The following is a 23,377-nucleotide window of genomic DNA, read 5'->3' as shown; positions in this document are numbered from 1 at the left end:
CGAGAGACTATTCGGAGCTGCGACCGTGACGCGGGCGACCGTCCGCGCCTGGTACCTGGTGCACAAATGGACCAGCATCGTCTGCACGGCATTCCTGCTGATGCTGTGCGTGACCGGCCTGCCGCTGATCTTCCATGACGAGATCGACCGGCTGAGCGGCGACGACGTGGCCGCGGGCATGACGGGGCAGGGTTCGTCGGGCGAGGGGCCGGGGCTGCTGCCGCTCGACACCATGCTGGCCAAGGCGCTGGCCGCGCGCCCGGGCGAAGTGCCGCTGTTCATGGCCTTCGACAACGATCGGCCGCAGATGACCATCACCACCGGCCCGCGGCCCGATGCGCCCGCGGCCGAGATGACGATGCAGATCTACAACCGGACGACCGGGGAGCTTGCGGAAATCGCGTCGGAAGAGGGCGTGATGCACTTCCTGCTCCAGCTGCACACCGACATGTTCCTGGGGCTGCCGGGGATGCTGTTCCTGGGGGCGATGGGCGTCGTCTTCGTCGCCTCGATCGTGTCGGGCGTGGTCCTTTATGCGCCGTTCATGCGCAAACTCGACTTCGGGACGCTGCGGACGTCGCGCAGCCGGCGGCTCAAGTGGCTGGATACGCACAATCTGCTCGGCATCGTGGCGCTCGCCTGGATGCTGGTGGTGGGGCTGACCGGCGTCATCAACGCGCTGGCGACGCCGATCATGCAGATGTGGCAAGCGAACGAGCTTGCTGAGATGACGCGGGCCTATGCGGGGCGGCCGGCGCTGCCGGTGACGCGCTACGGCTCGCTCGACCGGGCGATGGCGGAGGCGCGGCGGGCGCGGCCGGGCAGCAACCCGCAGTTCATCGCCTTCCCGGGCGGCAGCTTCAGCAGCCGGCATCATTATGCCGTGTTCCTGCAGGGCGACACGCCGCTCACCGAGCGGCTGCTGACGCCGGCGCTGATCGATGCGGAGACCGGCCGGCTGACGGACGTGCGGCCGTTGCCCTGGTATGGCCAGGCACTGCTGCTGCCGCAGCCGCTGCACTTCGGCGACTATGGCGCGCTGCCGCTCAAGATCCTGTGGGCGGTGCTGGACCTCTTCACGATCCTGATCCTGGGATCGGGGCTATACCTGTGGCTCGGCAAGCGGCGCACGCCGCTGCGGGCGCGGGTGCGCGAGGTGGAGAGCGGCGGGGAGTGGGTGCCGGCGGAATGATCCGGTCTACCTTTGCGCTGCCGACGCTGATCGCGCTCCTGTCAGTAGTGGGGCTGGTGAGCGCGCTGACCGGCGATGGCGTGCGCGACGTGCTGTCGTGGATCGCGCTGGCGGTGCCGGTGATCGCGGTCGGCTGGGCGATGCGGGTCCAGCGGCGCTGACGAACCGGGCTTAGCCGAGCATCGCCTGAAGCGCGGGCGAGAGCCATTCCTCCAGATCCCGCTCGGTCCGTACGATGATGCGGGCGGCGAGGGAGTGCTCGGTTGCCCAGCTGCGCGCTTCCTCGGGCGGCAGGACGGTCAGCACCGTCGCCCAGGCGTCCGCGTGCATGCAGTCGGCGGCGAGCACCGTCACCGAGGCGGTGCCGTGCACGATCGGGCGGCCGGTGCGCGGATCGAGCGTATGGGCATAGCGGCGGCTGCCGGCGGTAAAGCTGCGGCGATAGTCGCCGGAGGTGGCGATGGCGACATCGTGCGCCGCAATGCGCAGCGGCTGGAGGCTGCTTTCCGGCAGCGGCTCCACCTCCACCCACCAGGGCTGGCCGTCCGGGCGCAGGCCGCGGCCGACGAACTCGCCGCCGATCTCGACCAGCAGGTCGCGGTGCCCGGCTGCCTCCAAGGCATCTGCAAGCGCGTCGACGGCATAGCCCTTGGCGATGCTGGAGAGGTCGAGACGCGCGTCCCGCAAGCGGCGGGCGCGCAGCAGCAGCGGATCGAGCTCGAACGCGCCGAGGCCGGCAGCCGCATGCGCCACCTCGATCGCCTCGGCTGGGGGAGGGGACGTGCGCGGTCCGGAGGGGCCGAAGCCCCAGAGGTCCACCAGGGCGCCGATGGTCGGATCGAACGCGCCATCGCTTGCCTCCGCCACCCGCCAGGCGCTGGCGAGGACGGTGGCGAGCGCCGGGGGCAGGCGTTGCCAGCTACCGATCGGTGCGCGGTTGAGCCGGGAGAGCGCGGAGCCCGGCTCCCAGTGGCTCATGTCGGCGATGACCTGACCGAGCACCCGGCCGGCGATCGCGCGTGCCGCCTGCGGGTCGCCGCCGACGATCTTGGCCGACCAACTCGTGCCCATCGTCTCGCCGGCAACGGCCGTGATGCCGGCGGCCGGGTCGCGGCGCGCAAAGGCGGCCGGACCCGGAAGCGAGGGGATGGCGATGCGTGCGCGCGTCAGGGCGCCAGCACCTCGAGCGTCGCGATATAGGCGGCGCGACGGGCGGGCGGTGCAGCCTTGGGAGCCGCCCCTTGCGCGGCGCTTGCTTCGCCGCGGCCGCCGCCGGTGGAGACGTTCAGCCAGTACATGCCCGGCTCCGGCCAGGTGATGCTGACCTTGCCATCGGTGCCGGTCTTGAGGTCCATCTGCTTGAGCGCGTCGCGGTAGCGGATGCCGCCCGGGATCGCCGTGACGGGAAGGCCGGCGGCGGGCTTGCCGTCGAGCAGGAACTGGAAGGTCGCCGCCTCGCCCGAGACGAGATCGTTGGGGTGCGTCACCGGCACCAGCTCGAGGCCCTTGCCGGTGGTCTTGAACACGGTGGTGGTGGGCGCGCCCGAGGTCACGAAGATCTCGTTGCGGCTGGTGCTGGCAGTGGTGCGCACGTCGGTCGCGCCCGCGGGGATGGCGGCGGCGAGCTTGTCGGCGGTGAGGCCGCGCGGCAGCCGCTGTTCCTGGCCGTTGAGCTTGTAGCTGCCCATCACCCCGTCCGACACGGCGGCGATCTTGTACGTGCCCTTCTGCGTCAGATGGACGTCGAAGGTGCTGCGGTAGCGGCTGGTGTTCCAGTTCTCGATCTTGCCCGCGCTGCCATCCGGCTGCGTGACGGCAGGCGGCGTGCGCATCGGGAAATGCTCGAAATAGAAGAGGTCGTTCGAAATGGCGGCGTCGACCGTCACCCAAGCGTCGTCACCCGACACGATGGTGGTCGACGGCAGCATCCACTGGCGGTGTGCGCCCGCAGCGGCGGGAAGCAGCACGGCGACGGCCGTGGCGGCGGCAAGCAGGCGATTGCGAAACATGATTCCGGTTCCTCCCAAAAGTGTCAGTGGCGGACGGTGAGCGTCACCGCGCCCAATTCGCTGGTCCCCGCGGCGCGAGCGGTGCCGCCGCCGGCGGGCGGCCAGGCGAAGGGCAGGCGCAGCAGCTCGCGGCCGCCGACTTCGCGCGCCGCCTCGACCACCAGCGTGTATTTGCCCGGGCCGAGCTGGCCGAGCGGGCCCTTGCCGGCGGTGAAGCTGAGCTTGTGGGTGCCGGGCGCACGGGTGGCACCGGTCACGCCATCGGCGGGGAAGGACATGCTGCGGCCGGAGGCGCGCCACCACTGGCGCACGTCGCGCAGCCACTTGGTGCCCTCGCCATTCTTCATGTCATGGTCGTACCAGACCGCCAGGGTGCGGGCGCCGCCGCCCTCCTTCTCCAGCCACACCGCCACATAGGGCTTGTGATATTCGGCGACCGACAGGCGCGGGATGGTGATCGACAGGTCGAGCGTCTGCGCCTGGGCGGGCGCCGCGATGCCAGCGGCGGCGGCGACCAGCGGCAGGCCGGTGAGCACGAGATGGTGGCGGACGTGCATGGGCAAGGCTCCCCAGGGGGTCTCAGTGGATCAGGAAGACGGCGATCAGGGCCGGGATCACCAGCCCGAGGCCGACCAGCGGCCAGGTGCTGCGGCGCTTGGCCGAGTGGAGCTGGAGCAGGAACAGGCCGGTCACGGAGAAGATGACGCAGGCGCCGACGAAGATGTCGATGAACCAGCTCCAGGCGGTGCCGGCGTTGCGGCCCTTGTGGAGGTCGTTGAGGTAGGCGATCCAGCCGCGATCCGTGCGCTCGCTGGTGACGGCGCCCGTCTCGCGATCGATCGCGACCCAGCCGTCGCCACCGGGGCGGGGGAGGCCGAGGTACACTTCGCCGGCGGACCATTCCGCCTCGCCATGCGGCGTCAGCGGCAGCGTCCGGGCGATCCAGGCGGCGACCGGGGCGGGAAGCGGGCGCTTGCCGTCAGGGCGATCATCGGGGCGGACGAGCGGCAGCAGATCGGCCGGCAGCGTCGCTTGGCCGGAGGCGACGGTGGGCGTCCCCTCGATATCGGCGGCGTGGTTGAGCGTGAAGCCCGTGATGGCGAACAGGAGCAGGCCGATCAGGCTGAGCGCCGAGCTCATCCAATGCCAGGTGTGCAACTGACGCAGCCAGAAGGCCTTGCGGCTCTTCTTGCGGGGCACGGACGGGGAGGGGACGGCGGCTGCTGGAGGCATGCGGATCGCTGTTCGAAAGGATGTGCCCTTCGAATACGCGAACAATTCTCAATTGCAACAAGGAAGTGAAGAACGCCTCGGGCGCGAGGACCGCGGCGACCCCGAAGGGCCGCCGCGGCCTTGGATCAACGCCCCAGCAGGACGCGCGCCTGCCCGGCGATCTGCGCGAGGATCGCCAGCGTCGGGGTGGGCGCCAGCCGGGCGCGGGCCACCAGCGCAGTGAACTGCGCGACGCGGGGCTGGTTTTCCGCCATCCACGCATCGACCGCCGCCTGCGGATCGGTGCCGTCGATCCGGGCGAGGAAGTCGAGCCGCAGCTGCTGGAAGTCGCGCGAGAGGCCGGCGATCAGCAGCCGCTCCCACGGATCGCCGCTGGTGATGCGCGCCGTGGCAGCCTGCGCCCAGTCGAGCCCCAGCGCTTCGCCCAGGTGCGTGAACGCATGGGCGAGTACGACTTCGTCCACGCCGCGCTCTGCCCCCAGGTCGGCCAGGCCGATGGCGCCGTCCAGGTCGAACAGGCGGACGACGCGGGCGCTCAGCGCGTCGGGAGCGCCGGCCGCGGCAAGGCGCTCGCGCATCCGCTCGCTCTGGGCGCGGGCCTCGCTCAGCAGGAGCGAATCCGCCTGCGCGTCCAGGCGGTCGATCGCCGGCTTCAGCCGCGCGATGGCCTCGGCCGGGCGCGTGCCCGGGCGGCAGGCGCGCAGCAGGTCGGCGATTTGCACGCGGGTGGCGGCGGCGGCATGGCCGATCAGCGCGAGGCGCGCGTCCTCGCCGATGTCGGCCTGCTCGATCTGCGCCCAGAGGGTGGGGAGGTCGAACAGCCGTTCGGCGACGACGAACATCGCGGCCAGATCGCCGACGGCGGCGCCTTCCTCCTCGACCAGTTCGGTCGGGTGGAGCACGCCCAGCCGGTTGACGATGCGGTTCGCGAGCTTGGTGGCGACGATCTCCCCACGCAGGCGGTGCTGTTCGATCGCATCGCCGAAGCGTGCCTGCATGGCGCGCGGGAACGCGGCCTGCAGGTCCGGCAGCAGTTCGGGCGTGTGGCCGAGCCGGTTCGCCTCGATCGCGTCCTGGAGCGCGAGCTTGGCCGAGGCGAGCAGCACCGCCAGTTCCGGGCGGGTGAAGCCTTGGCCCTCCTGGGCGCGCCGCAGCAGCTCGTCGTTGGGGGCGAGGCCCTCCACCGCGCGGTCGAGCCGGCCGGCGCTTTCGAGCATCTCGATCACGCGGACATAGCTCGGCACTGCGACGGCGCCATCGCCTTCCATGAAGGAGAGGGCGAGCGTCTGGAGGCGATTGTCCTCCAGCACCAGCCGCGCGACGTCATCCGTCATTTCGGCCAGCAGCGCGTTGCGATCCTCGAACCCGAGCCGCCCTTCCGTCATTTCGCGATTCAGTGCGATCTTGATGTTGACCTCATTGTCCGAGCAGTCGACGCCGGCCGAATTGTCGATGAAGTCGGTGTTGATGCGGCCGCCCTTGGCCGCAAAGGCGATGCGCGCGGCTTGCGTCACGCCCAGGTTCGCGCCTTCGCCGACGACCTTTACGCGCAGCGCCTCCGCATTGACGCGGATGCGATCGTTGGCGGGATCGCCGACGTCCGAATGCGCCTCATGCCCTGCCTTCACATAGGTGCCGATGCCGCCGAACCACAGCAGGTCGGCGGGCGCGCGCAGGATCGCGGAGATCAGCGCGGTCGGGTCGAGCTCGGTGTCCTCGATGCCCAGCATGCGGCGCACGGGCTCGGACAGCGGGATCGTCTTGGCGGTGCGCGGGAAGACGCCGCCGCCTTCCGAGATCAGGCCCTTGTCGTAATCATCCCAGCTGGAGCGGGGGAGGTTGAACAGCCGCTGGCGCTCCTCCCAGCTCTTGGCGGCATCCGGGTTCGGATCGAGGAAGATGTGGCGGTGGTCGAACGCGGCCTGCAGCTTGATCGACTTGGACAGGAGCATGCCGTTGCCGAACACGTCGCCCGACATGTCGCCGCAGCCGACGACGGTGACCGGATCGGCCTGCACGTCGACGCCCATTTCCAAGAAGTGGCGCTGGACCGACACCCAGCCGCCGCGCGCGGTGATGCCCATCGCCTTGTGGTCATAGCCGTGGCTGCCGCCGCTGGCGAAGGCATCGCCCAGCCAGAAGCCGCGCTCCATGGCCAGCGCATTGGCGACGTCGGAGAAGGTGGCGGTGCCCTTGTCAGCGGCGACCACGAAATACGGGTCCTCGCCGTCGAGGATCGTCACGCCCTCAGGATGAACGACGCGGTTCTCGACCAGGTTGTCGGTGATCGACAGCAGCGTGCGGATGAAGATGCGGTAGCTCTCCGTCCCCTCCGCCAGCCAGGCGTCGCGATCCGAGGGAGAAGGGAGCTGCTTGGGGTAGAAGCCGCCCTTGGCGCCGGTCGGCACGATCACCGCGTTCTTGACCCGCTGCGCCTTCATCAGGCCCAGGATCTCGGTGCGGAAGTCATCGCGCCGGTCCGACCAGCGCAGACCACCGCGGGCGACCGGACCCGCGCGGAGGTGGATGCCCTCCACGCGCGGCGAATAGACGAAGATCTCCCGCCAGGGCAGCGGCTTGGGCAGGCCCGGCACCTTGGCGCTGTCGAGCTTGAACGCCAGCGCTTCGGCCGCGGCCGGGGCAAAGGCGTTGGTGCGCAGCGTCGCGCCGATTAGCGCACGCATCGCGCGCAGGATGCGGTCGTCGTCGATGGCAGAGACGGCGTCGAGCCCGCGCTCGATCGCGGCGTCCGCTTCCTCGGCCCGCGCTGCGTCCGCGTTCGCCGGATCGTGGATCGCCGCGAAGCGCTCGACCAGCGCACGCGCCACCTTCGGCGCGCGGCGGAGCGCGTCGACGACCGTGCCGAGCGGATAGGTGAGCCCCGCCTGGCGCAGATAGCGGAACCAGGCGCGGAACAGCACGACAGAGGCGGGGGCAAGCCCGGCTTCGACGATCAGCCGGTTGAAGCCGTCGTTCTCGGCCCGGTTCTCCAGCACGGCGGCGATCGCTTCCTCCGCCACGCCCACGTCGAACTGCGGCGCACCGGTGGCGCCTGGCAGCTCGACCGCGAAGTCGTGGATGAAGGACTGCGCCTCGTCGCTGAGGCGGGTGGGGATTTCCTCCACCACGCGGAAACCGAAGTTCTCGAACACCGGCACCGCATCCGACAGCGAAAGCGCGCCGCCCTGGCGGTAGAGCTTGATCCGCAGCGTTCCGTCGGGCGCCGTCAGGATGCGGACCGAGCGGCTGCCGGTGTCGCTGAGGCTTCCGAGGCGCAGCACGTCGTGCGCCGCTTCCTCGGCCGTGTTGACGTTGCGGTAGTTGACCGGGAACGCGCCGGCATAGCGCAGCGCCAGGCGGGCGGCGGCGCCTGAGGGCGCGATCTCGCCGAGCGCTGCCTCGATCGCCGGGCTCCAGCCGCGGACCATCCGTTCGACGCGCCGGTCGAGCTCCGCGCCGTCGGGCATCTGCCCCTCGCCGCGCAGGTCGAGCATGTAGCGGATCAGCGCGGCGTCGCCCTCGACGGCGATCGTCCAGCTGAGCAGCCGGGCGTGCGCCGCCTCGCACAGCATGTCGCCGATGGCGCTGCGCCGGCCGGTCGAGAGATCGTCGCGCTGCAGCCAGACGAACGCGAACAGGTGGCGTCCGAGCGGGCTGCGGATCAGCACCACCCGCGAGCGCGGCCGGTCCGCGATCGACATGGCGGTGAGCGCCAGCGTCTCCAGCGCCTCCGGCGGGAAGGCGGTGGTGAGATCATGGGGCAGGGCGGTCAGCGCATGGGCGAGCGACTTGCCGGCGTGGCCGGTGGGGTCGAAACCGAACTGCGCCTGGAGCGCGGCGAGGTTGCGGCGCAGCACCGGCACGTCGGCGGGGGCGGCATGCAGCGCAGCGCTCGTCCAGAGCCCGGCGTGGATCGACAGGCCGACGACCTGGCCGCCTTCGCGGATCGGCAGCACGACCAGGTCGAGGGGTGCGCGGCGGTGGACGGTCGAGAGCGCGTTCGATTTGAGCAGCAGCAGCGAGTGGCCTGCTTCGAACCAGGCGATCGCGCGCTGGCGGGAGCTTTCGGCCAGCATCTGGCTGTGGATGGGGCGACGGGCGATGCCCAGGCAGTCGCGGTCGCTCTCGCCCGCCGACCAGCGCAGATGCCCCAGCAGCGTGAAGTTGCGGTCCAGGAACCATTCGAGCAGCGCGCGGGTCTCCGGATCGGGCGTCTGCGCCGCATCGTCGCGCATCGCCTGCTGCATCGGCTGCCAATCGGCGACTGCGGCGCGGACGTCCGCCAGGTTTCGCTCGATCTCGTCGCTCAGTTCGCGGCGGAGCCGGGCGTCGACGCGGTCCATCTCGATATAGACCATCGATTCGCGCGCGCCGCCGTCGGCGATGTCGACAATGGAGCCGGCTCCGTCGCGCACGACCGGGAGCACGGGGTGGATGATGCGTTCGATGAGAAGATTGTGGCCCGTGATCGCGGCCGCGATCGAATCGACCAGGAAGGGCATGTCGTCGTTGACCACGGCAAGCCGCATGCGGCGGCGCCCGTCGGTGGTGACACTGTCGATGGCGATGGAGGCGGAGCCGGGCGGGCGGGCGCGGGCGGCATCCGCCACCAGCCGTACCGCCGCCTCCCGTTCCTCGGTTCCGAGTCCTTCGAGTTCGCTCGGAAGCGCACCATCGAACAACCTCGCCGCAATTGCCTGCGGCACCTTATCCTCTTCGGTCATGGCAGGGATATGCGCCCCGGCTTCGACCGGCTCAACCCTTGTCGCAGGTGCGAACGGATTGCTGCGCTGCGTCAGTCCCGCCGCAGGCGGCGGATCGCCTCCTGCGTGAGACCGTCGCTGCCGTCGACGGCGCCGACGATCTCGACGCGGCCGTCCAGCGTCGCACGCCCGAGCAGCAGGACGAACTCCTCCGTCCCTGCATCCAGATCGACCGATCCGAGCGCGGGAGCGGCGCGCAGCACGTCGCTCGCGGATCGAAGGTCGGCTACCGGCGCGTCCAGCCCTGCGCTCGGCCCGTCGGCCCAGGCGGGTGCGACGGGGGCGGGGGGCGGCGCATCGGTGCTGCGGGAGTCCGCCATCTCCGCTGCCAGCTGCGCCTGGATGCGCGCGTCGGCGACCTCCTTCCAGTTGATCACGCCATAGATGAAGTTGATCCGGCGCTGGTCGGACGAGAAGGGCATCAGGATGCCGCGATAGAGGGTGGGGTAGCCGCGTTGCGACACGAACTCGGCCTCGAACCCGATCGGCGCGCGGCTGGCCAGGATCTGCGGATATTGCTCGGTGAGGCGCGCCAGCAGTGAGCCCTGCGGTACGTCCGCGATCCTGAGGATGCCGGAGGTGACGCCGCACTCCTCGCGCACGGCATGGCCGATGAAGCGGATGCGCGGCTCGGCATCGTCGTGCGAGAAGTCGAGCAGCACGCCGTGCGGGCCGAAATCGCCGGCTCCTGCGAGATCCAGCTCGTCGATGGTCGGATAGGTGCGGCCCTTGAGCAGCGAAATCCAGTGGTTGTACGCGCGGACATGCATCCGCCGCTCGTCGCCGCCGATCACGCGCTGCGGTTCCGGCCCCTGTCCGACGCCATCGCGGTCGAACTCCTCTCGTTCGGGCTGGTCGTCCGGCCCGCGCGCCCTGTCCATAGTCGATCCTCACGGGCGTCGCTGCCCGGGTGCATTGTGACGGTTCATGGTAAAGGATGAATGAAACAATCCCCGGCGGGCGGCGGCGGCCGGCAATGTGCGAAAACAGCGCAAGCGGCGCTTGCCAGCGCCGCCACCCGCTGGTAAGCGCGCGCTTCCCACGAGGCGCTGTGCGCCCCATGTGCCGCTTTAGCTCAGTTGGTAGAGCATCGCATTCGTAATGCGGGGGTCACAGGTTCGAGTCCTGTAAGCGGCACCATCCTCCTAGAGGGTTTTCCAGCAGGATAGCGACGGCGACTGAGGGCGGTGCCTTGGCGTGAGTGGCCCGTGTGGGTCCCGCCATTGTCCTCTCCGGTGGGGAGGCTGATCCCGCACCATTCCACTTCCCGCAGCGGGCGTTGGGTTTTCTTCGCGAGAACGGTTGGCGGCCATGCGTCGGACCGGCCCAGGTCGAGCGCTTTTCGCGACTGGCGGACTGGCGCTGCGGGTTCCGGCCGGAGCGCTGCTGCCGTGCGATCGAGGGGAGAGGGGCCGGGTCGCGCGGCGGGTGCGCGATCCTGGGCGAGCGCCCCCCGGAAGCCATCTTCCGGGGGGCGGCCGTCGTCTGGGTTACATCCGCACGGAGACACCGGCGACGAGCTGGCGACCGAGCAGGTCGTAGCCCATGATCGTGTTGCCACGCAGCAGGCCGATCCGCGAGCGGCTGTCGGGCACGATCGGCGGATCCTTGTCGAAGATGTTGTTGGCGGCGAGGCGGAGCGTCATCTGCTTGCTGATGTCGAAGCTGAACGCCAGGTCGAACCAGTTGTAGGCGTCGATGCCCGGATACTGGTCGCGACGCGCGCTCGCCGGCTGCTCCGGAATGCCGGTGTCGGCGGGCGCATAGACGTCGAGCGGCATGGCACCGCGATGACGCCAGTTCAGCGAGACGCTGGCGGTGCGATCCGGCGACGTCCAGGTGGTGCGGAACTGGTGCGCCCACTTCGGCATGCTCTCGCCGCACAGATTGCCCCAATAGCCGGTGCAATCGCGCGGTTCGACGGTCGGCGACGACTGCGAGCCGACGAGCGTCATCAGCGTGCCGTTGAAGCTCAGGTCCAGCCGCCCGGCATTCCCCAGGCTCAGGTCATACTGCCCCTGGAAATCCCAGCCATGCGACTGCGACCGGTAGCCGTTCGCCGCACCGCGCGCGACCCAGCCGGTCGACGGGCTGGTGGCCGGCGAGCTCGACAGCGTGCCGTCCGGATTGCGCACGACGCCGCGGCAGAAATAGTCGTTGCCGGTGGTGAGGCACTCGGCGAGCAGGTTCTGCGGCTGCAGGAAATCGAGCTGATCCTTGAGGTCAATCAGCCAGCGATCGATCGACACCGTGAGGCCCGGCAGGAAGCGCGGGCGCAGCACCACACCAAAGGTCGTGGTGTAGGCGGTCTCCGGCGTCAGATTGAAGCCACCCTCCCGCACGGTGCAGCGATCGTCCGGGCAGATCAGCGTCGCGCTGCCGTAGAGATTGTCGGCAAGACCGGTGTTGCGGCACTGCTCGATCGTCGCGGACGGTGCCAGACGCGGGCCGTTCGGGTTCGCCGGATTGACGCGCGGCGCGCACGGATCCGCGTAGAAGCCCTGGTTCCAGAAGACGTTGGCCGCACCCGCTGCCGCGCCCACGCCCGGCGCTGCCTGCGACTTGTTGTAGGACGCGCGCAGCGTGATGTCGCTGATCGGCGACCAGATGCCTTCGACCTTCCAGGTGCCGAAGCTGCCGTCGAGGCGGTTGTACTTCGACTGGCGATAGCCGGCGTTGAGCTGGAGCAGCTCGGTCCAGGACTGGTGCTCGACCAGCGGCGCCTGAATTTCGACGTTGCCCTCCAGGATGTTCTGGGTGACGCGCTGGTTCTCGCCGTAGCCGTTGTTCTGCTGGAAGATCTCGTTGACGGTCGTGCGTTCCATCTCCTCGCGGTATTCGGCGCCGATCGCGATCGCGATGCCCTGTTCGGCAAACGGCGAGGTGACGCCGTACTTGCCGAGGTCGCCGGTGACGGTGCCGACGAACTGCAGGAGGCGCGGGACGCGCGTCAGGATGCCGCCGGTCGCGCCGCCGAAGAGATACTCGTTGGTCGCCATGTCGGTGTTGAACGGCGCGAACGCGTTGAAGGGGACGCAGCTGGGATCGCTGCCGTCGACCACCGAGCGGCAGGTCGGGGTGCCGTTCACGTTCACGACGTCGAGCGAGCGATTGATGTTCGCATATTGCGCGAAGGGTACGTCGATCGTCTTGAGCTTCGCGCGCGAGATCATGCCGGCCACGTCATAGGACCAGACGTCGTCAAACACGCGCCCGCGCAGGCCCGCGACGATGCGATAGCCTTCGTTGGTGAACTCCTGCTCCACCAGCGGCAGCCCGTCGAAGCGGTAGCGCACGTCGATGGGCGCATACTGGCCCGCGACGCCAGCGTTCTCGCCGCACAGCACCTGTGCCTGCGAGCCCGACAGGAAGGGATTGTCGCAGTTCACCCGGAACGGATCGGTGCCATAGGCACCGAAGTTGAAGGTGCGGTTGAGCTGCGTGTTGTACGACTTGTCCCGATAGTAGAGCACGGTGCTGTAGAGCTCGACGTGGTCGGTGATCTGCGCCGTGAGGAAGCCGCCGGCATTGATGCGGTCAAATGGACGCTGAAAGGCCCAGTCGTCATAGGGGTTGGCCGAGCTGCCGGCCGGACCGCTGTTGATCGGGATGAAGGTGCCGTTGCCGTTCGGGTTGTTGACCAGGATCTGGCCGGCGTTCGGGCCCGCCTGCGGGATGATCGTACCGGCCGGCGTGAAGCTGGCGCGCGAGCAGGAGAGCTGCGCGTCGTTGGTCGGCATCACCACTTCGCACTGGCTGAACGAGCGGTCGCGCAGCCGTACCAGTTCCGACTGGCGATAGTCGACGAAGCCGGTGATGTTGACGCGGTTGTCGAACAGGTTGGCGCCGGCCGAAAGGTTGATCTCTGCGCGGCCGCCGTCGTTGGTCATGCCGGTCACGCCGTTGAAGCCGGCGCGCTCGGCCGCGTCCGTCACGGCATTGGCGCGGTTGTGGTGGTTGAAGAAGCTGTAGTTGGCGTCGAGGCGGACGCCTTCGAAGTTCTTCTTGAGGATGAAGTTGACGACGCCCGACACCGCATCCGAGCCGTAGACCGACGAGGCGCCGCCGGTGAGCACGTCGATGCGCTCGACCAGCGCGGTCGGGATGATGCCGACGTCGATCGTGTTGGCGAGGCCGACACGCATGCCGTCGATCAGGGTCAGGGTGCGCTCATAGCCGAGGCTGCGCAGCTTGATGCGCTGGCGCCCTTCGGAGTCGCTGAAGTTCTGCTCGGAGTTCACCTGCACCTGCGGCAGGCGGTTGAGCACTTCCTCGATCGTGGTCGCACCCTGGGCTGCGATCTCGGCCGCAGTGGTGGTGACGATCGGGGCTGCCGAGTGGTTGTTCGGGCGCTGGATGCGCGTGCCGGTGACGATCACGTTGCCGCTCTCGTCACTGCTGGCAGTGTCGTCGCGGGCACTGTCCGCGGCCAGCTTGGCGGAGGCGACCGGATCGCCGATCGAGACCGGCGCGTCCTGCGTCGCGGCGTCGGTGGTGTCGGCAAGGACCTGCGCGGAAGCAGGCATGGAAACCAGCGCGGCCACGCAGCAACTTGTGGCCAGCAATCCCTTGAACAGCATTGTCTTCCCCCGTTTCAGTCCTGGTCGTCGGCCGCACGTGCATGCCGCACGTGCGATCAGTTCCCCGGCACGCGTTCTGCGCGCCGCGTCCTGCCGGCTGTGAATCGTGCCCCCGAGCACCAGTGTTACGATGCTGTCACAAAGGTTTCATCTAGACAATACCGATCGTGACGATTGGTATTATTGTACTAGGCAGTTCTTTTACGGGCCCGGTGCTTGAGAAACGGGAGGGCTCCTCCTGCTGGGGCAGAAAGGGATGGCGGGAGGGCGCCGACGTTGGTTGCTTGCGGACGCAACTAATCGAAGCGGTCCTACATGTACCGAGCAAGTTTTCCGGTGAAATGAGAGCGGCGGTGAGACCAAAGGGGGCTGGTTCTGAAGCTGTGGTCCGACTTTGCGGCAGACGGAGCGCCGCGCTGTAATACCAGCGGCATGAACTTCCACGGCGAAGCCGCGCGCCATCTGCCGAAAACGAGATGGCGACGCTTCGAAGCCAAGAACAGGCGTCGATGGGACTGGGGCTGGCTGTCAGCAGGCGTCGGCGCGGCGGACGGAAGTCGGCCTTTCGCCAGACGCGGAAGCTTAGTCCTCTTCGGCTTCCTGGTCGACCGCGTCCATGAAGTCGCGTGCGGCTTCGCGGTCCGCCTCATCCTCGAAGGCGTCGAGGTCGGGCGCGATTCCCAGCATGTACATCAGGCACCACAGCGCGAAGCGGCGACCGCTGTCCTTTTCCAGACCGAATTCGAGCCGCAGCCGATCGGCGCCGTCGGCGATCTGACCCGGCGAGAGGGCGGCGATGTCGGCCGAGCCGAAGAAGCGGATGAGGAGCTGGTCGAAGTCCATGGTTGAGCCTTAGCCGAAGCTTCGCTCCGCCCCAAGCCACAGCAGGCCACACGGGGGAGCGCGAGCGGCTTCTCTTCGAACAAGGGCCATGATAGCGATACCAAATGCGGATGCGACGCCGGTGAGAAGGTCGCGCCGTGGCTTGAGGGAGAGATGCTGTGGTGCGTGCAGGGATGGTGACTCGGCGAAACCTGATGGGCGGCGCCGCCTGCGTCGGGGCCCTGGCATTGGGCTCGCTGCCCGGAGCGGAGCAGGCCGAGGCGCAGAGCGCCCCCGCGGGGAGGGGGGCGTTTCCGCTGATCGCGGGCGGGGTGCCGGCCGCGGTGGTGATCGATGCCCAGGCGGACTCCGCCGTCGGCCACGCCGCCAAAAGCTTCGCTGCCGACCTGGAGCGGGTGAGCGGCAATCGCGCGCGGCTGATCGAAGGCGACATGGCTGGCCTGCGCGGCCCGGCGGTGCTGATCGGGGTGCTCGGCCAGAGCCCGATGCTCGACGCGCTTGCGGCCGCGGGCAAGATCGACGCGGCGGACCTGCGCGGTGAGTGGGAGGCGTTTCGCCAGATCGTGGTCGACGATCCGCTGCCGGGTGTGCCGCGCGCGCTGGTCGTCATCGGCTCCGACCGGCGGGGGGCGGCGTTCGGGACCTATGACCTGTGCGAGCGGATCGGCGTGTCGCCCTGGCACTGGTTCGCCGACGTGCCGGTGCAGCGGCGGCGCGAGGTTTCGATCCCGGCAGGCTCGCGGCGCGACCAGCCCAAGGTGCGCTATCGCGGCTTCTTCATCAACGACGAGGCACCGGCACTCAGCGGCTGGGCGGCCAAGAAGTTCGGCGGCGTCAATTCGAAGATGTACGCGCACGTCTTCGAGTTGCTGCTGCGCATGAAGGGCAATTACCTGTGGCCCGCCATGTGGGCGCCGCGGGCGTTTGCGGCCGATGATCCCCAGAACATGGTGCTGGCCGATGCGATGGGCGTGGTGATGGGCAATTCCCACCACGAGCCGATGCTGCGCGCGCATGACGAATGGCACCGCAACAAGGAGCAGGGCGTCACCGGCGGCGCCTGGGATTACACCAAGAACACCGAGAACCTGCGTCGCTTCTGGCGGGGCGGCATCGAGCGGATGATGTCGAAGGGCGACGGCCGCGGCTATGAATCGGTCGTGACGGTCGGCATGCGCGGCGACGGCGACGAGGCGATGGGCGAGGGGACTGCCATCCCGCTGCTGGAGCGGGTCGTGACGGACCAGCGTGCGATCATCGCCGAGGTGACGGGCAAGCCCGCCAGCGAGACGCCGCAAGTGTGGGCGCTCTACAAGGAGGTGCAGGACTATTACGACCACGGCATGAAGGTGCCGGACGACGTCACCCTGCTGTTCTCCGACGACAATTGGGGACAGATCCGCAGGCTTCCCGATGCGGGCGCAGCGCCGCGGCGCGGCGGCTACGGCATCTATTACCATTATGACTATGTAGGCGGTCCGCGGAACTACAAGTGGATCAACACCAGCCAGATCGAAAAGGTCTGGCAGCAGATGGATCTCGCCTATCGGCGCGACGTGCGGACGATGTGGATCGTCAACGTCGGCGACATCAAGCCGATGGAATATCCGCTGAGCTTCTTCCTGGACATGGCGTGGGACCCGGAGGCGATGACGCCCGCGGCCCTCGCTGCCTATCCGGAGGACTGGGCGACCGCGACGTTCGGCGTGACGCATGGGCCGGCGATCGGCGACATGCTCACCCGCTACAGCAAATATGCCGCGCGTCGGAAGCCCGAGCTGATCGATCCAGACAGCTTCCCGCTGGGAGGCATCACCCCGCAAGGGCTGGACGGCGGCGAGTTCGGCACGATCGTCGCCGAGTGGGATGCGCTGGAAGCGCGCATGCTCGACACGCGATCGCGACTGGGCGCGGAGCAACTGGACGCCTATTACCAGATCGTCGAGTTCCCGATCGCGGCGATGGCGAACCTCTATCGCCTCTATTATGCCGCGGCGTGGAACAAGCTGCTGGCGTCCAAGAACGACGCGCGGGCAAACTACTTCGCCGACCAGGTCGAGGCGAGCTTCCGCCGCGACGGTGCGCTCACCCAGCGCTACCACAGCATCAATGGCGGCAAGTGGGACGGCATGATGGCCCAGATCCACATGAGCTATGTGATCTGGAACGATCCCACGCAGCAGACCATGCCGAGCATCACGCGGGTCGCTGCCGACACGCCCAACGACCGGCGCCGGCCGCAGCCGCGCTTCGTGGCACCGAAGGGAGCGCCCGAAGGCGTGATCGCGATCGAGGCGCCGGCGTTCAGCCGTGCGCGTGACGGGAAGGCGATGCGGTGGACGGTGATCCCGAACCTGGGCCGTACGGCGGGTGCCGTGATCGCGCTTCCCCAGGGTCTGCCAGCGACCACGCCTGGGGATGGCATCAGCCTGGAATATGACGTGACGGTGGAGAAGGGCGGGCCGGCGCAGGTGACGCTCTTCCTTGCGCCTACGCTCGACACGAGCGGCGGCAGTGGTGTCCGCATCGGCGTGTCGCTGGACGGCGGGGCCGTGCAGGTGCTGCAGGCGCGGCTGGAGGCGACTGGCGGTCCCGAGGATACGCCGGGCAAGGAGCGCTGGGCGCAGGCGGTGCGCGACAATGCGGTCCGGCTGTCCGCGGACCTCGGGACGATCGCTCCGGGCCGGCACGTCGTGCGGGTCTGGCGGATCGACGACAATGTCGTGCTCCAGAAGCTGGTGCTGAGCACCGTGCCGGTGCCACCGAGCTATCTGGGACCTGTGCCGGTGCGGGCGCATGGCGGTGGCGGAAACGACAGCCTGCCGGCACCCGGCGCGTCGGGAAGAAGGCGGCGGCGCCGGGCGTAGGCGCGGGTGGGGCGGGCGGTGGGGAGCCGCCCGCCGTCAGGCGATCTCCCGCAGGGTCGCGAGCGCGTGGGCGGTGGCGTCGTCCAGCGTCTCGCACACCGCGACGCCGGGAAGGTCGCCGGTCCATAGCTCGGCGAAGCCGCGGACCTTGCCATAGCTGTTGTCGAGCACGGCGTGGGGGATGCCCATCAGCACGCTGAGGATATGGCCGTGCAGCCGATCGGTGACGACCGCGTCGCCCGAGCCGAGCAGGGCGCGGCCGCGCTCCAGCTCCGAGCGCGCGCGGGCGCGGAAGCGGCGATAGTCGGGCTCGCCACCGGCAAGCATCCGTGCGGTGCGGCCGAGCCGCGCGACGGCGCGATCCCAGCGGCTGGGCGCGCGCGTGCCGTGGATCCAGTCGGCGAGCAGGCTGTCGCGCGGCAGTTCCGGGACGCCGCGCCCGGCGCTGCGCTCCTGGTCGGTACGCAAGAGGTAGACGATGTCGTGGACCGGAAGCACCGGGCGCGAAAGGCTGCCGAGGCAAAAGGCCATGTCCGGGCAGAGCGCCGCCGGGCAGCCGAGTTCGGCCTCCGCAAAGGCAAGGCTGGCGCGATCGCGTACCAGGAGGGTGAAGTTGCCGTGGGCGGCGATCGCCTCCCGCGTCAGGCGTACCTGTTCGGGATCGGCGAAGTGGATCGTCTGGGGCAGCTGGACGATGGGCCGGCCGGGCAGGGCCGCCAGAAGCATGCGGCGGAACTGCTGAAAACGGGGCCAGAGGTCCCCGAAGTTGCCGCCCCCGCTCAGGAACACCGGCCCGTCCGGAACCCGGCGGAGCAGGGCGCCGAGATCGAAGCCGTGGATGGTGCTCACATAGCCGGGCGGCTGCGCGGCCGCGCGATCGAAGAAGGCGAGTTCCCCCAGCCAGATCAGGCTGTCGCCCACGTTGGAATAATCCGGAAAGTCCAGCAGCGCATAGCCACCCGACAGGTCGGCGAGCGGGGTGACGGTGTGCCGCACCCGCTCTGCCAATTCCTCCACCCGCTCGAACATCGCATCCATGGGTACAGGTGGTCGCAGGCTGGCCGGAACAGGCAAGATGGCCGCACCGTTATGGTTCGGTCCCTGCGCGGGCCCTCTGTGAGGACACGCGGAATGCTTCCATCCCGGAGGCGCTTGCCTCGCCCATCGCTCCCGTGGATAGGCGGAGCGGCCGCGCCGGCGCCCTCAAGAAGACGCTGCCCATCATGCCCGACCTGCCCCAGCCGATCCCCGCCGCGACGCTGATCGTGATGCGCGACGCGCCGGGCGCGCCCGAGCTGCTGATGGTGGAGCGGGCGGCGCAGATGGCGTTCGCTGGCGGTGCGCTGGTCTTCCCCGGTGGCCGCATCGACCCGGGCGACGTCGCGCTGGCGAGCGAGCTTGGGGATGCCGCGCTGGCGCCCAAGGCGGCAGCGATCCGCGAGACGATCGAGGAGGTCGGGCTGGCGGTGGGGCTGGCGCCGCAGCCGGGCGCGGGCGATCTCCAGGCGATGCGGGCGCGGCTGCATGCGGGCGAGCCGCTGTCGGCGGTGCTGGGGCGCCACCGCATCGCGCCGGAGCGGCTGGTGCCCTTTGCGCGCTGGCAGCCGGAGCGGCTGGTCGCGCGGCTGTTTGACACGCACTTCTTCCTGGCAGCGGCGCCCGAGGATGCGCCGACACCGGTGGAAGACGGGACCGAGACGGCGCGCGCCTTCTGGGCGAGCGCCGCGCAGGTGCTGGCAGATGCGGAGGCTGGCCGCGCGCACCTGATCTTCCCCACGCGGCGGGTGCTCGAGCGGCTGGCGACGCTTGGGAGCTTCGCGGCGGCGGCGGCGCATGCGGCGGCCTATCCGGTGCGCTCCATTACCCCCTGGATCGAGCGGCGCGACGGCGTCGACCAGCTCTGCATCCCCGACGATCTCGGCTATCCGGTCACTGCCGAGCCGCTGGACAAAGCGCAGCGCCGATGAACCGCATGCGGCAGGTGACTCGGGCGGTCCTGTGGGGGCTGGTGCTGCTCGCGATCGGCTTTGCGCTCTATGCGCTGGTCCGCAATCGGCCGCAGGACCTGCCGTGGCGGCCGCTCGACCTGAGCGAGCCGGTGGGGATGTTCACCGGGCGCAAGCTGGCCGGGCTTGCAGACGATTTCCCCAAGTGCCGGCAGCTGCTGGAGCAGGCGGGCGTGCACTATCTGCCGCTCGCGCCGCTGGTGTCAGGGCAGTGCGGCTATGCCGATGGCGTGCGGCTGACCGCGGGAGGCGCGCGCGCGATCCGCTTTGCGCCCCGCGACGTGGGCACGTCCTGCCCGGTCGCGGCGGCGCTTGCGATGTGGGAGTGGCAGGTGGTCCAGCCCGCCGCGCGTCGCCACTTCGACAGCTCGGTCGTGCGCATCGAGCATTTCGGAAGCTACAACTGCCGGCGCATGTACGGCCGATCGAGCGGGGACTGGAGCGAGCATGCCGCCGCCAATGCGCTGGACGTCGCCGGCTTCGTGCTCGCGAACGGCAAGCGGGTTACGGTGATCGGCGACTGGAAGGGCGAGGGGGAGCGCGCCGCCTTTCTGCGCGAGGTGCGGGACGGCGCCTGCGACCTGTTCTCGACCGTGCTGTCGCCCGACTATAACGCCGCGCACCGCGATCACCTTCACCTCGACCAGGCACGGCGGGGGGCGATGGGGTGGCGGGCGTGCCGGTGAAGCCTAGTCCCCTGACGAAGGCGGGAGGCCGGTTCTGACCGTGGAGCTCTCGGTCGCAGAAGCCCGGCGGATCGCGCTCACCGCGCAGGGGTTCAACGCGCGCGAACGGGACGGCGACGTCGGCTCGGCACGGGTGCGCCGGACGATCGCGAAGCTCGGGTTGCTTCAGATCGACAGCGTCAACGTCCTGGCCCGCGCGCACTATCTGCCCCTGTTCTCGCGCCTGGGCGGCTACGATCGGGCGCTGCTCGACGGGATCATGGCGGAGCGCCCCAAGCGCTTCTTCGAATATTGGGGACACGAGGCGTCGCTGCTGCCGATCGACTGCCAGCCGCTGCTGCGCTGGCGGATGGCGCGGGCGCGTGCCGGCAGGGGGATCTGGCGCCAGCTGGAGCCGTTCGCGGGCGCTCGGCGGGCCGAAGCCGAGGCGCTGCTCGCCCGCATCGCCAGCGAAGGACCGCTCGCGGCCTCCGACCTGGCCGGCAAGGCGCGGGCCAAGGGCATGTGGGTGTGGAGCGACGGCAAGCATGCTCTTGAATGGCTGTTCTGGGCGGGCCTGGTCGCGGCGACGCATCGGCGCGGCAATTTCGAGCGCGTCTACGACCTGCCGGAGCGCGTGCTGCCACGTGCCACCCTCGACCAGCCGACGCCGCCCGGTGCGGAGGCCCGGCGCGAACTGCTGGCGCGATCGGCACGAGCGCTCGGTATCGTGACCGCAGGGGATCTGCGCGACTACTACCGAATCCCCGCTGCGGACGCCCCGCAGCCGATCGCCGATCTCGTCGAGGAGGGGACGATCGTACCGGTGCGGGTGCGTGGATGGCGCCAGCAGGCCTATCTCCATCGCGACGCGCGGGCGGGCCGGCGGGCGAATGGGCCGGCGCTGCTGTCTCCGTTCGATCCGCTCGTATGGAACCGCGACCGGACCGAGCGCCTGTTCGACTTCCGCTATCGCCTTGAGATCTACACGCCTGCGCACAAGCGCGAGCATGGCTATTACGTCCTGCCGTTCCTGCTCGACGGTGCGCTGGTCGCGCGCGTCGACCTGAAGGCGGATCGCAGGAGCGGGACGCTGATCGTGCAGCAGGCGAGCGTCGAGCCGAACGCACCGGCCGTTACGCCCGCGGCGCTGCGCGCCGAGCTGCAGCGGCTGGCCGAATGGCTGGGCCTCAGGGTCTCCGACCTTCCCGCGGTGTGAGCGGGCTGCTCAGTTCGGCAGGGAGCGCTGATCGACCTTTTCCACCCAGGCCGGAAAGAAGGCCGGCTGACGCAGCGACCAGCCCGAGGCGGTGGCGGCGGCTTCGCTGATCGACTGGAGCAGCTTGCGTCGCAGCTCGGGGTGAAGGTGTGGAAGTGCGGCCGACGCGCAGAAGGCGGACGGGAGCCATGGCCGCGTCTCTGCACCCAGCAGGCGCTCGTAGAGGAAGCGATAGGCGGAGAAGGAGGTGAGGCGGCCCTGGCCGAGATCGAACGCGGTCACGACCAGGAGCGGGGCCATGAAGGGTTCGACGGCCTCAAGGCCGCTGTCGTCCGGAACGAGCGCGCGGATCTCGGGCAGGCGATCGTAGAGCCGGGCCTGGGCGCGGATGCTGGCCGCCTCGACGACGTCGCGCGACCAGCGCTCCATCGCATCCTGGCGATCGAGGCCGATATCGAGCGAGCGGCGGATGTAGCGCTGGGTCGCCGCGCTGAAGCCTGCGAACTCTTTCATCTCGGCCAGGGTCATCGCGCCTTCGGCCGGCTTCATCCTTGCGCCCATCGATCTCGCTCCCGAACGTGCTCCATCATCCGTCATTCTGCCGGGCGGCGGTTAACAGCATGCTGAACCGATCCGGCGCGCGCCAACGAACGGACCATGAAATCTGTTGCAGTGCAACAAAGGTTGCGACGAACCGAGCGGAGGGGCTTAGCGGGCGCGGGCCCGGATGGCGGCGGCAGGAACCCAGCCGGAGAGGCACGCACCTTCGTAGGGGCGGCGACCGGCCACGGGGGTGGTGACGCCGCACCCTTCCTCGGGTGCCGCGGCCGGCGGCACCACCACGCCCAGCCAGCGCTGGTCGATCGAGCGGGTGCAGACGAAGAGCGTGCGTCCTTTCTCGATCGCGTCGGTGGTCGCTGCCTCCTCGAACGGCGCCGCGCGGACGGGGATGGACGGCGCGATCACTTCGCCGCCGATGCCGCAGGCGGCGAAGCTCGGCCCTTGTTCGCCGATCCGGACTGGCCTGGTGCCGGGCGAGAGTGGTGCGGTCGTCTGCTCAGCCGCGGGGCGGAAATCCTCCTCGGGAAGGGGGCTGTTGTTGCAGCCGGCAAGCAGCAGCGCGGCGAAGAACCAGGGTCGCATCGGCCTCTTCTAGACGGGATGGCGCGGGCGGGAACGGCGGCGATTCGCCGCATCGAACGAACCGGCATCGACAACTTCGATGTGGCAGGTACGCGGAAAAAGGCCGTGAAATCAGGCGTCGCGCAGGAGAGACGGCGCCGCGGCACAGCTTCTGCCGGGCAACCACCGACGGCTAAACACGCTTCGTCGGAAAAGGTTCCATCGACGAGGTGCATGATCTTTCGCGCGCGAAGAATTCCTGCTTCACACGCTGACACGAGCTTCAACGACCTTTGGGGGGTCCATGAATTTCCGGGCTTTTGCAGCGCGTTGCGCGCTGGCGGTATCGTTTTGCCTGCTGACCACGGTTCCGGCACAGGCACGCTTCTGGCAGTGCGCACCCTATGCCCGCGAGATTTCCGGCATCGAGATCCACGGCAACGCCAACACCTGGTGGAACCAGGCAGCCGGCAAGTATGCGCGTGGCAACACCCCCAAGGAAGGCGCTGTCCTGTCGTTTGAAGCCAGCCGCCGCATGCGGATGGGTCATGTCGCGATGGTGTCCCGGGTGGTGAACGACCGCGAGGTCCTGCTGACCCACGCCAACTGGTCGCGCCGCGGCGGCATCGAGCGCGACGTGCGCGCCGTGGACGTGTCGGCCGCCGGCGACTGGAGCGAAGTGCGCGTGTGGTTCGGCCCCGTCGGTGGCCTGGGCACCTCGTCCTATTCGACCAACGGCTTCATCTATTCGGGCCGCGCTCCGCAGACCGAAACGCTGGGCACCGTCGAGATCGCCAGCGGCGGCAACAACCTCGGCAAGGGCATCACTGCACTGGTCGACTGATCGCCTGCAAAAACCCCAAACAGAAGCGGCCCGT

General features: G+C 69.3%; 18 protein-coding genes and 1 tRNA gene. 8 read left to right on the top strand and 11 right to left on the bottom strand.

Annotation, left to right across the window (positions count from 1 at the left end):
• Window positions 1-25: 25 nt before the first annotated feature.
• On the top strand, window positions 26-1,192 hold the full coding sequence (locus ABDZ92_RS05680; protein WP_125959882.1) for a PepSY-associated TM helix domain-containing protein: 1,167 nt from the start codon (window positions 26-28) through the stop codon (window positions 1,190-1,192).
• The gene (locus ABDZ92_RS05675; protein WP_164521200.1) at window positions 1,189-1,353 is read left to right on the top strand and encodes a hypothetical protein; all 165 of its coding nucleotides are present in this window, start codon (window positions 1,189-1,191) and stop codon (window positions 1,351-1,353) included. The genes ABDZ92_RS05680 and ABDZ92_RS05675 overlap by 4 nt, the downstream gene beginning before the upstream one ends.
• Before the next feature lie 10 nt (window positions 1,354-1,363).
• On the opposite strand, the gene ABDZ92_RS05670 is transcribed toward ABDZ92_RS05675, so the two are convergent.
• From ABDZ92_RS05670 to ABDZ92_RS05645, 6 genes are all read right to left on the bottom strand, one after another.
• Window positions 1,364-2,263 (bottom strand): FAD:protein FMN transferase, encoded by a 900-nt coding sequence (locus ABDZ92_RS05670; RefSeq protein WP_125959881.1) that lies wholly within the window; start codon window positions 2,261-2,263, stop codon window positions 1,364-1,366.
• Window positions 2,264-2,358: 95 nt separating this feature from the next.
• Window positions 2,359-3,201: a DUF4198 domain-containing protein gene (locus ABDZ92_RS05665; RefSeq protein ID WP_125959880.1), complete on the bottom strand. Its 843-nt coding sequence runs from the start codon at window positions 3,199-3,201 to the stop codon at window positions 2,359-2,361.
• A 23-nt stretch (window positions 3,202-3,224) separates the two neighbouring features.
• A complete protein-coding gene (locus ABDZ92_RS05660; RefSeq protein ID WP_125959879.1) occupies window positions 3,225-3,758 on the bottom strand; it encodes a DUF2271 domain-containing protein in 534 nt (177 codons plus the stop codon).
• A 22-nt stretch (window positions 3,759-3,780) separates the two neighbouring features.
• Window positions 3,781-4,434, bottom strand: coding sequence for a PepSY-associated TM helix domain-containing protein (locus tag ABDZ92_RS05655; RefSeq protein ID WP_125959878.1), 654 nt, complete (start codon window positions 4,432-4,434; stop codon window positions 3,781-3,783).
• A gap of 125 nt (window positions 4,435-4,559) precedes the next feature.
• Window positions 4,560-9,158: an NAD-glutamate dehydrogenase gene (locus ABDZ92_RS05650; RefSeq protein ID WP_125959877.1), complete on the bottom strand. Its 4,599-nt coding sequence runs from the start codon at window positions 9,156-9,158 to the stop codon at window positions 4,560-4,562.
• Window positions 9,159-9,229: 71 nt separating this feature from the next.
• A complete protein-coding gene (locus ABDZ92_RS05645; RefSeq protein ID WP_125959876.1) occupies window positions 9,230-10,078 on the bottom strand; it encodes a PAS domain-containing protein in 849 nt (282 codons plus the stop codon).
• Between the two features lie 183 nt (window positions 10,079-10,261).
• On the opposite strand from ABDZ92_RS05645, the gene ABDZ92_RS05640 reads away from it, so the two are divergent.
• Window positions 10,262-10,337, top strand: a tRNA-Thr gene (locus tag ABDZ92_RS05640).
• A gap of 350 nt (window positions 10,338-10,687) precedes the next feature.
• On the opposite strand, the gene ABDZ92_RS05635 is transcribed toward ABDZ92_RS05640, so the two are convergent.
• Window positions 10,688-13,723, bottom strand: a complete 3,036-nt coding sequence (locus ABDZ92_RS05635) for a TonB-dependent receptor domain-containing protein (protein WP_206432158.1) — start codon at window positions 13,721-13,723, stop codon at window positions 10,688-10,690.
• A 636-nt stretch (window positions 13,724-14,359) separates the two neighbouring features.
• Entirely contained in the window at window positions 14,360-14,620 is a 261-nt protein-coding gene (locus tag ABDZ92_RS05630; RefSeq protein ID WP_125959875.1) for a hypothetical protein, read from the bottom strand.
• Between the two features lie 173 nt (window positions 14,621-14,793).
• Between ABDZ92_RS05630 and ABDZ92_RS05625 the strand changes: the two genes are divergently transcribed.
• Window positions 14,794-17,487, top strand: coding sequence for a glycosyl hydrolase 115 family protein (locus tag ABDZ92_RS05625; RefSeq protein WP_241211769.1), 2,694 nt, complete (start codon window positions 14,794-14,796; stop codon window positions 17,485-17,487).
• Window positions 17,488-17,523: 36 nt separating this feature from the next.
• On the opposite strand, the gene ABDZ92_RS05620 is transcribed toward ABDZ92_RS05625, so the two are convergent.
• Window positions 17,524-18,525 carry a polysaccharide pyruvyl transferase family protein gene (locus tag ABDZ92_RS05620; protein WP_125959874.1) on the bottom strand — a complete coding sequence of 334 codons (1,002 nt, stop codon included), beginning with the start codon at window positions 18,523-18,525 and terminating at the stop codon, window positions 17,524-17,526.
• 185 nt (window positions 18,526-18,710) lie between these two features.
• Here ABDZ92_RS05620 and ABDZ92_RS05615 point away from each other — a divergent pair, with 185 nt between their 5' ends.
• From ABDZ92_RS05615 to ABDZ92_RS05605, 3 genes are read left to right on the top strand one after another with little or no spacing between them, the layout of a single operon-like run.
• Entirely contained in the window at window positions 18,711-19,454 is a 744-nt protein-coding gene (locus ABDZ92_RS05615) for an NUDIX hydrolase (RefSeq protein WP_125959873.1), read from the top strand.
• Window positions 19,451-20,179, top strand: a complete 729-nt coding sequence (locus tag ABDZ92_RS05610; protein WP_425542283.1) for an extensin-like domain-containing protein — start codon at window positions 19,451-19,453, stop codon at window positions 20,177-20,179. Before ABDZ92_RS05615 ends, ABDZ92_RS05610 begins: the two co-directional genes overlap by 4 nt.
• Before the next feature lie 40 nt (window positions 20,180-20,219).
• A complete protein-coding gene (locus tag ABDZ92_RS05605) occupies window positions 20,220-21,377 on the top strand; it encodes a winged helix-turn-helix domain-containing protein (protein WP_241211768.1) in 1,158 nt (385 codons plus the stop codon).
• Window positions 21,378-21,386: 9 nt separating this feature from the next.
• Here ABDZ92_RS05605 and ABDZ92_RS05600 read toward each other — a convergent pair whose 3' ends face one another.
• Both ABDZ92_RS05600 and ABDZ92_RS05595 read right to left on the bottom strand, forming a co-directional pair.
• Window positions 21,387-21,938 (bottom strand): hypothetical protein, encoded by a 552-nt coding sequence (locus ABDZ92_RS05600; protein ID WP_125959871.1) that lies wholly within the window; start codon window positions 21,936-21,938, stop codon window positions 21,387-21,389.
• A 147-nt stretch (window positions 21,939-22,085) separates the two neighbouring features.
• Window positions 22,086-22,520, bottom strand: coding sequence for a hypothetical protein (locus tag ABDZ92_RS05595; RefSeq protein ID WP_125959870.1), 435 nt, complete (start codon window positions 22,518-22,520; stop codon window positions 22,086-22,088).
• A 283-nt stretch (window positions 22,521-22,803) separates the two neighbouring features.
• Between ABDZ92_RS05595 and ABDZ92_RS05590 the strand changes: the two genes are divergently transcribed.
• Window positions 22,804-23,343 (top strand): CHAP domain-containing protein, encoded by a 540-nt coding sequence (locus ABDZ92_RS05590; RefSeq protein ID WP_125959869.1) that lies wholly within the window; start codon window positions 22,804-22,806, stop codon window positions 23,341-23,343.
• Window positions 23,344-23,377 lie beyond the last annotated feature (34 nt).

Source organism: Sphingomonas molluscorum (assembly GCF_039522995.1).
Taxonomy (GTDB): domain Bacteria; phylum Pseudomonadota; class Alphaproteobacteria; order Sphingomonadales; family Sphingomonadaceae; genus Sphingomonas; species Sphingomonas molluscorum.
This window is presented reverse-complemented; position numbering and strand designations above follow the sequence as displayed.

Bases quoted from the DNA above. Each gene is read 5' to 3' on its own strand.
- ABDZ92_RS05675 (WP_164521200.1), top strand. From the start codon at position 1,189: ATGATCCGGTCTACCTTTGCGCTGCCGACGCTGATCGCGCTCCTGTCA.
- ABDZ92_RS05670 (WP_125959881.1), bottom strand. From the start codon at position 2,263: ATGGGCACGAGTTGGTCGGCCAAGATCGTCGGCGGCGACCCGCAGGCG.
- ABDZ92_RS05665 (WP_125959880.1), bottom strand. From the start codon at position 3,201: ATGTTTCGCAATCGCCTGCTTGCCGCCGCCACGGCCGTCGCCGTGCTG.
- ABDZ92_RS05660 (WP_125959879.1), bottom strand. From the start codon at position 3,758: ATGCACGTCCGCCACCATCTCGTGCTCACCGGCCTGCCGCTGGTCGCC.
- ABDZ92_RS05655 (WP_125959878.1), bottom strand. From the start codon at position 4,434: ATGCCTCCAGCAGCCGCCGTCCCCTCCCCGTCCGTGCCCCGCAAGAAG.
- ABDZ92_RS05650 (WP_125959877.1), bottom strand. From the start codon at position 9,158: ATGACCGAAGAGGATAAGGTGCCGCAGGCAATTGCGGCGAGGTTGTTC.
- ABDZ92_RS05645 (WP_125959876.1), bottom strand. From the start codon at position 10,078: ATGGACAGGGCGCGCGGGCCGGACGACCAGCCCGAACGAGAGGAGTTC.
- ABDZ92_RS05635 (WP_206432158.1), bottom strand. From the start codon at position 13,723: ATGCCTGCTTCCGCGCAGGTCCTTGCCGACACCACCGACGCCGCGACG.
- ABDZ92_RS05630 (WP_125959875.1), bottom strand. From the start codon at position 14,620: ATGGACTTCGACCAGCTCCTCATCCGCTTCTTCGGCTCGGCCGACATC.
- ABDZ92_RS05625 (WP_241211769.1), top strand. From the start codon at position 14,794: ATGGTGACTCGGCGAAACCTGATGGGCGGCGCCGCCTGCGTCGGGGCC.
- ABDZ92_RS05620 (WP_125959874.1), bottom strand. From the start codon at position 18,525: ATGGATGCGATGTTCGAGCGGGTGGAGGAATTGGCAGAGCGGGTGCGG.
- ABDZ92_RS05615 (WP_125959873.1), top strand. From the start codon at position 18,711: ATGCCCGACCTGCCCCAGCCGATCCCCGCCGCGACGCTGATCGTGATG.
- ABDZ92_RS05610 (WP_425542283.1), top strand. From the start codon at position 19,451: ATGAACCGCATGCGGCAGGTGACTCGGGCGGTCCTGTGGGGGCTGGTG.
- ABDZ92_RS05600 (WP_125959871.1), bottom strand. From the start codon at position 21,938: ATGGGCGCAAGGATGAAGCCGGCCGAAGGCGCGATGACCCTGGCCGAG.
- ABDZ92_RS05595 (WP_125959870.1), bottom strand. From the start codon at position 22,520: ATGCGACCCTGGTTCTTCGCCGCGCTGCTGCTTGCCGGCTGCAACAAC.
- ABDZ92_RS05590 (WP_125959869.1), top strand. From the start codon at position 22,804: ATGAATTTCCGGGCTTTTGCAGCGCGTTGCGCGCTGGCGGTATCGTTT.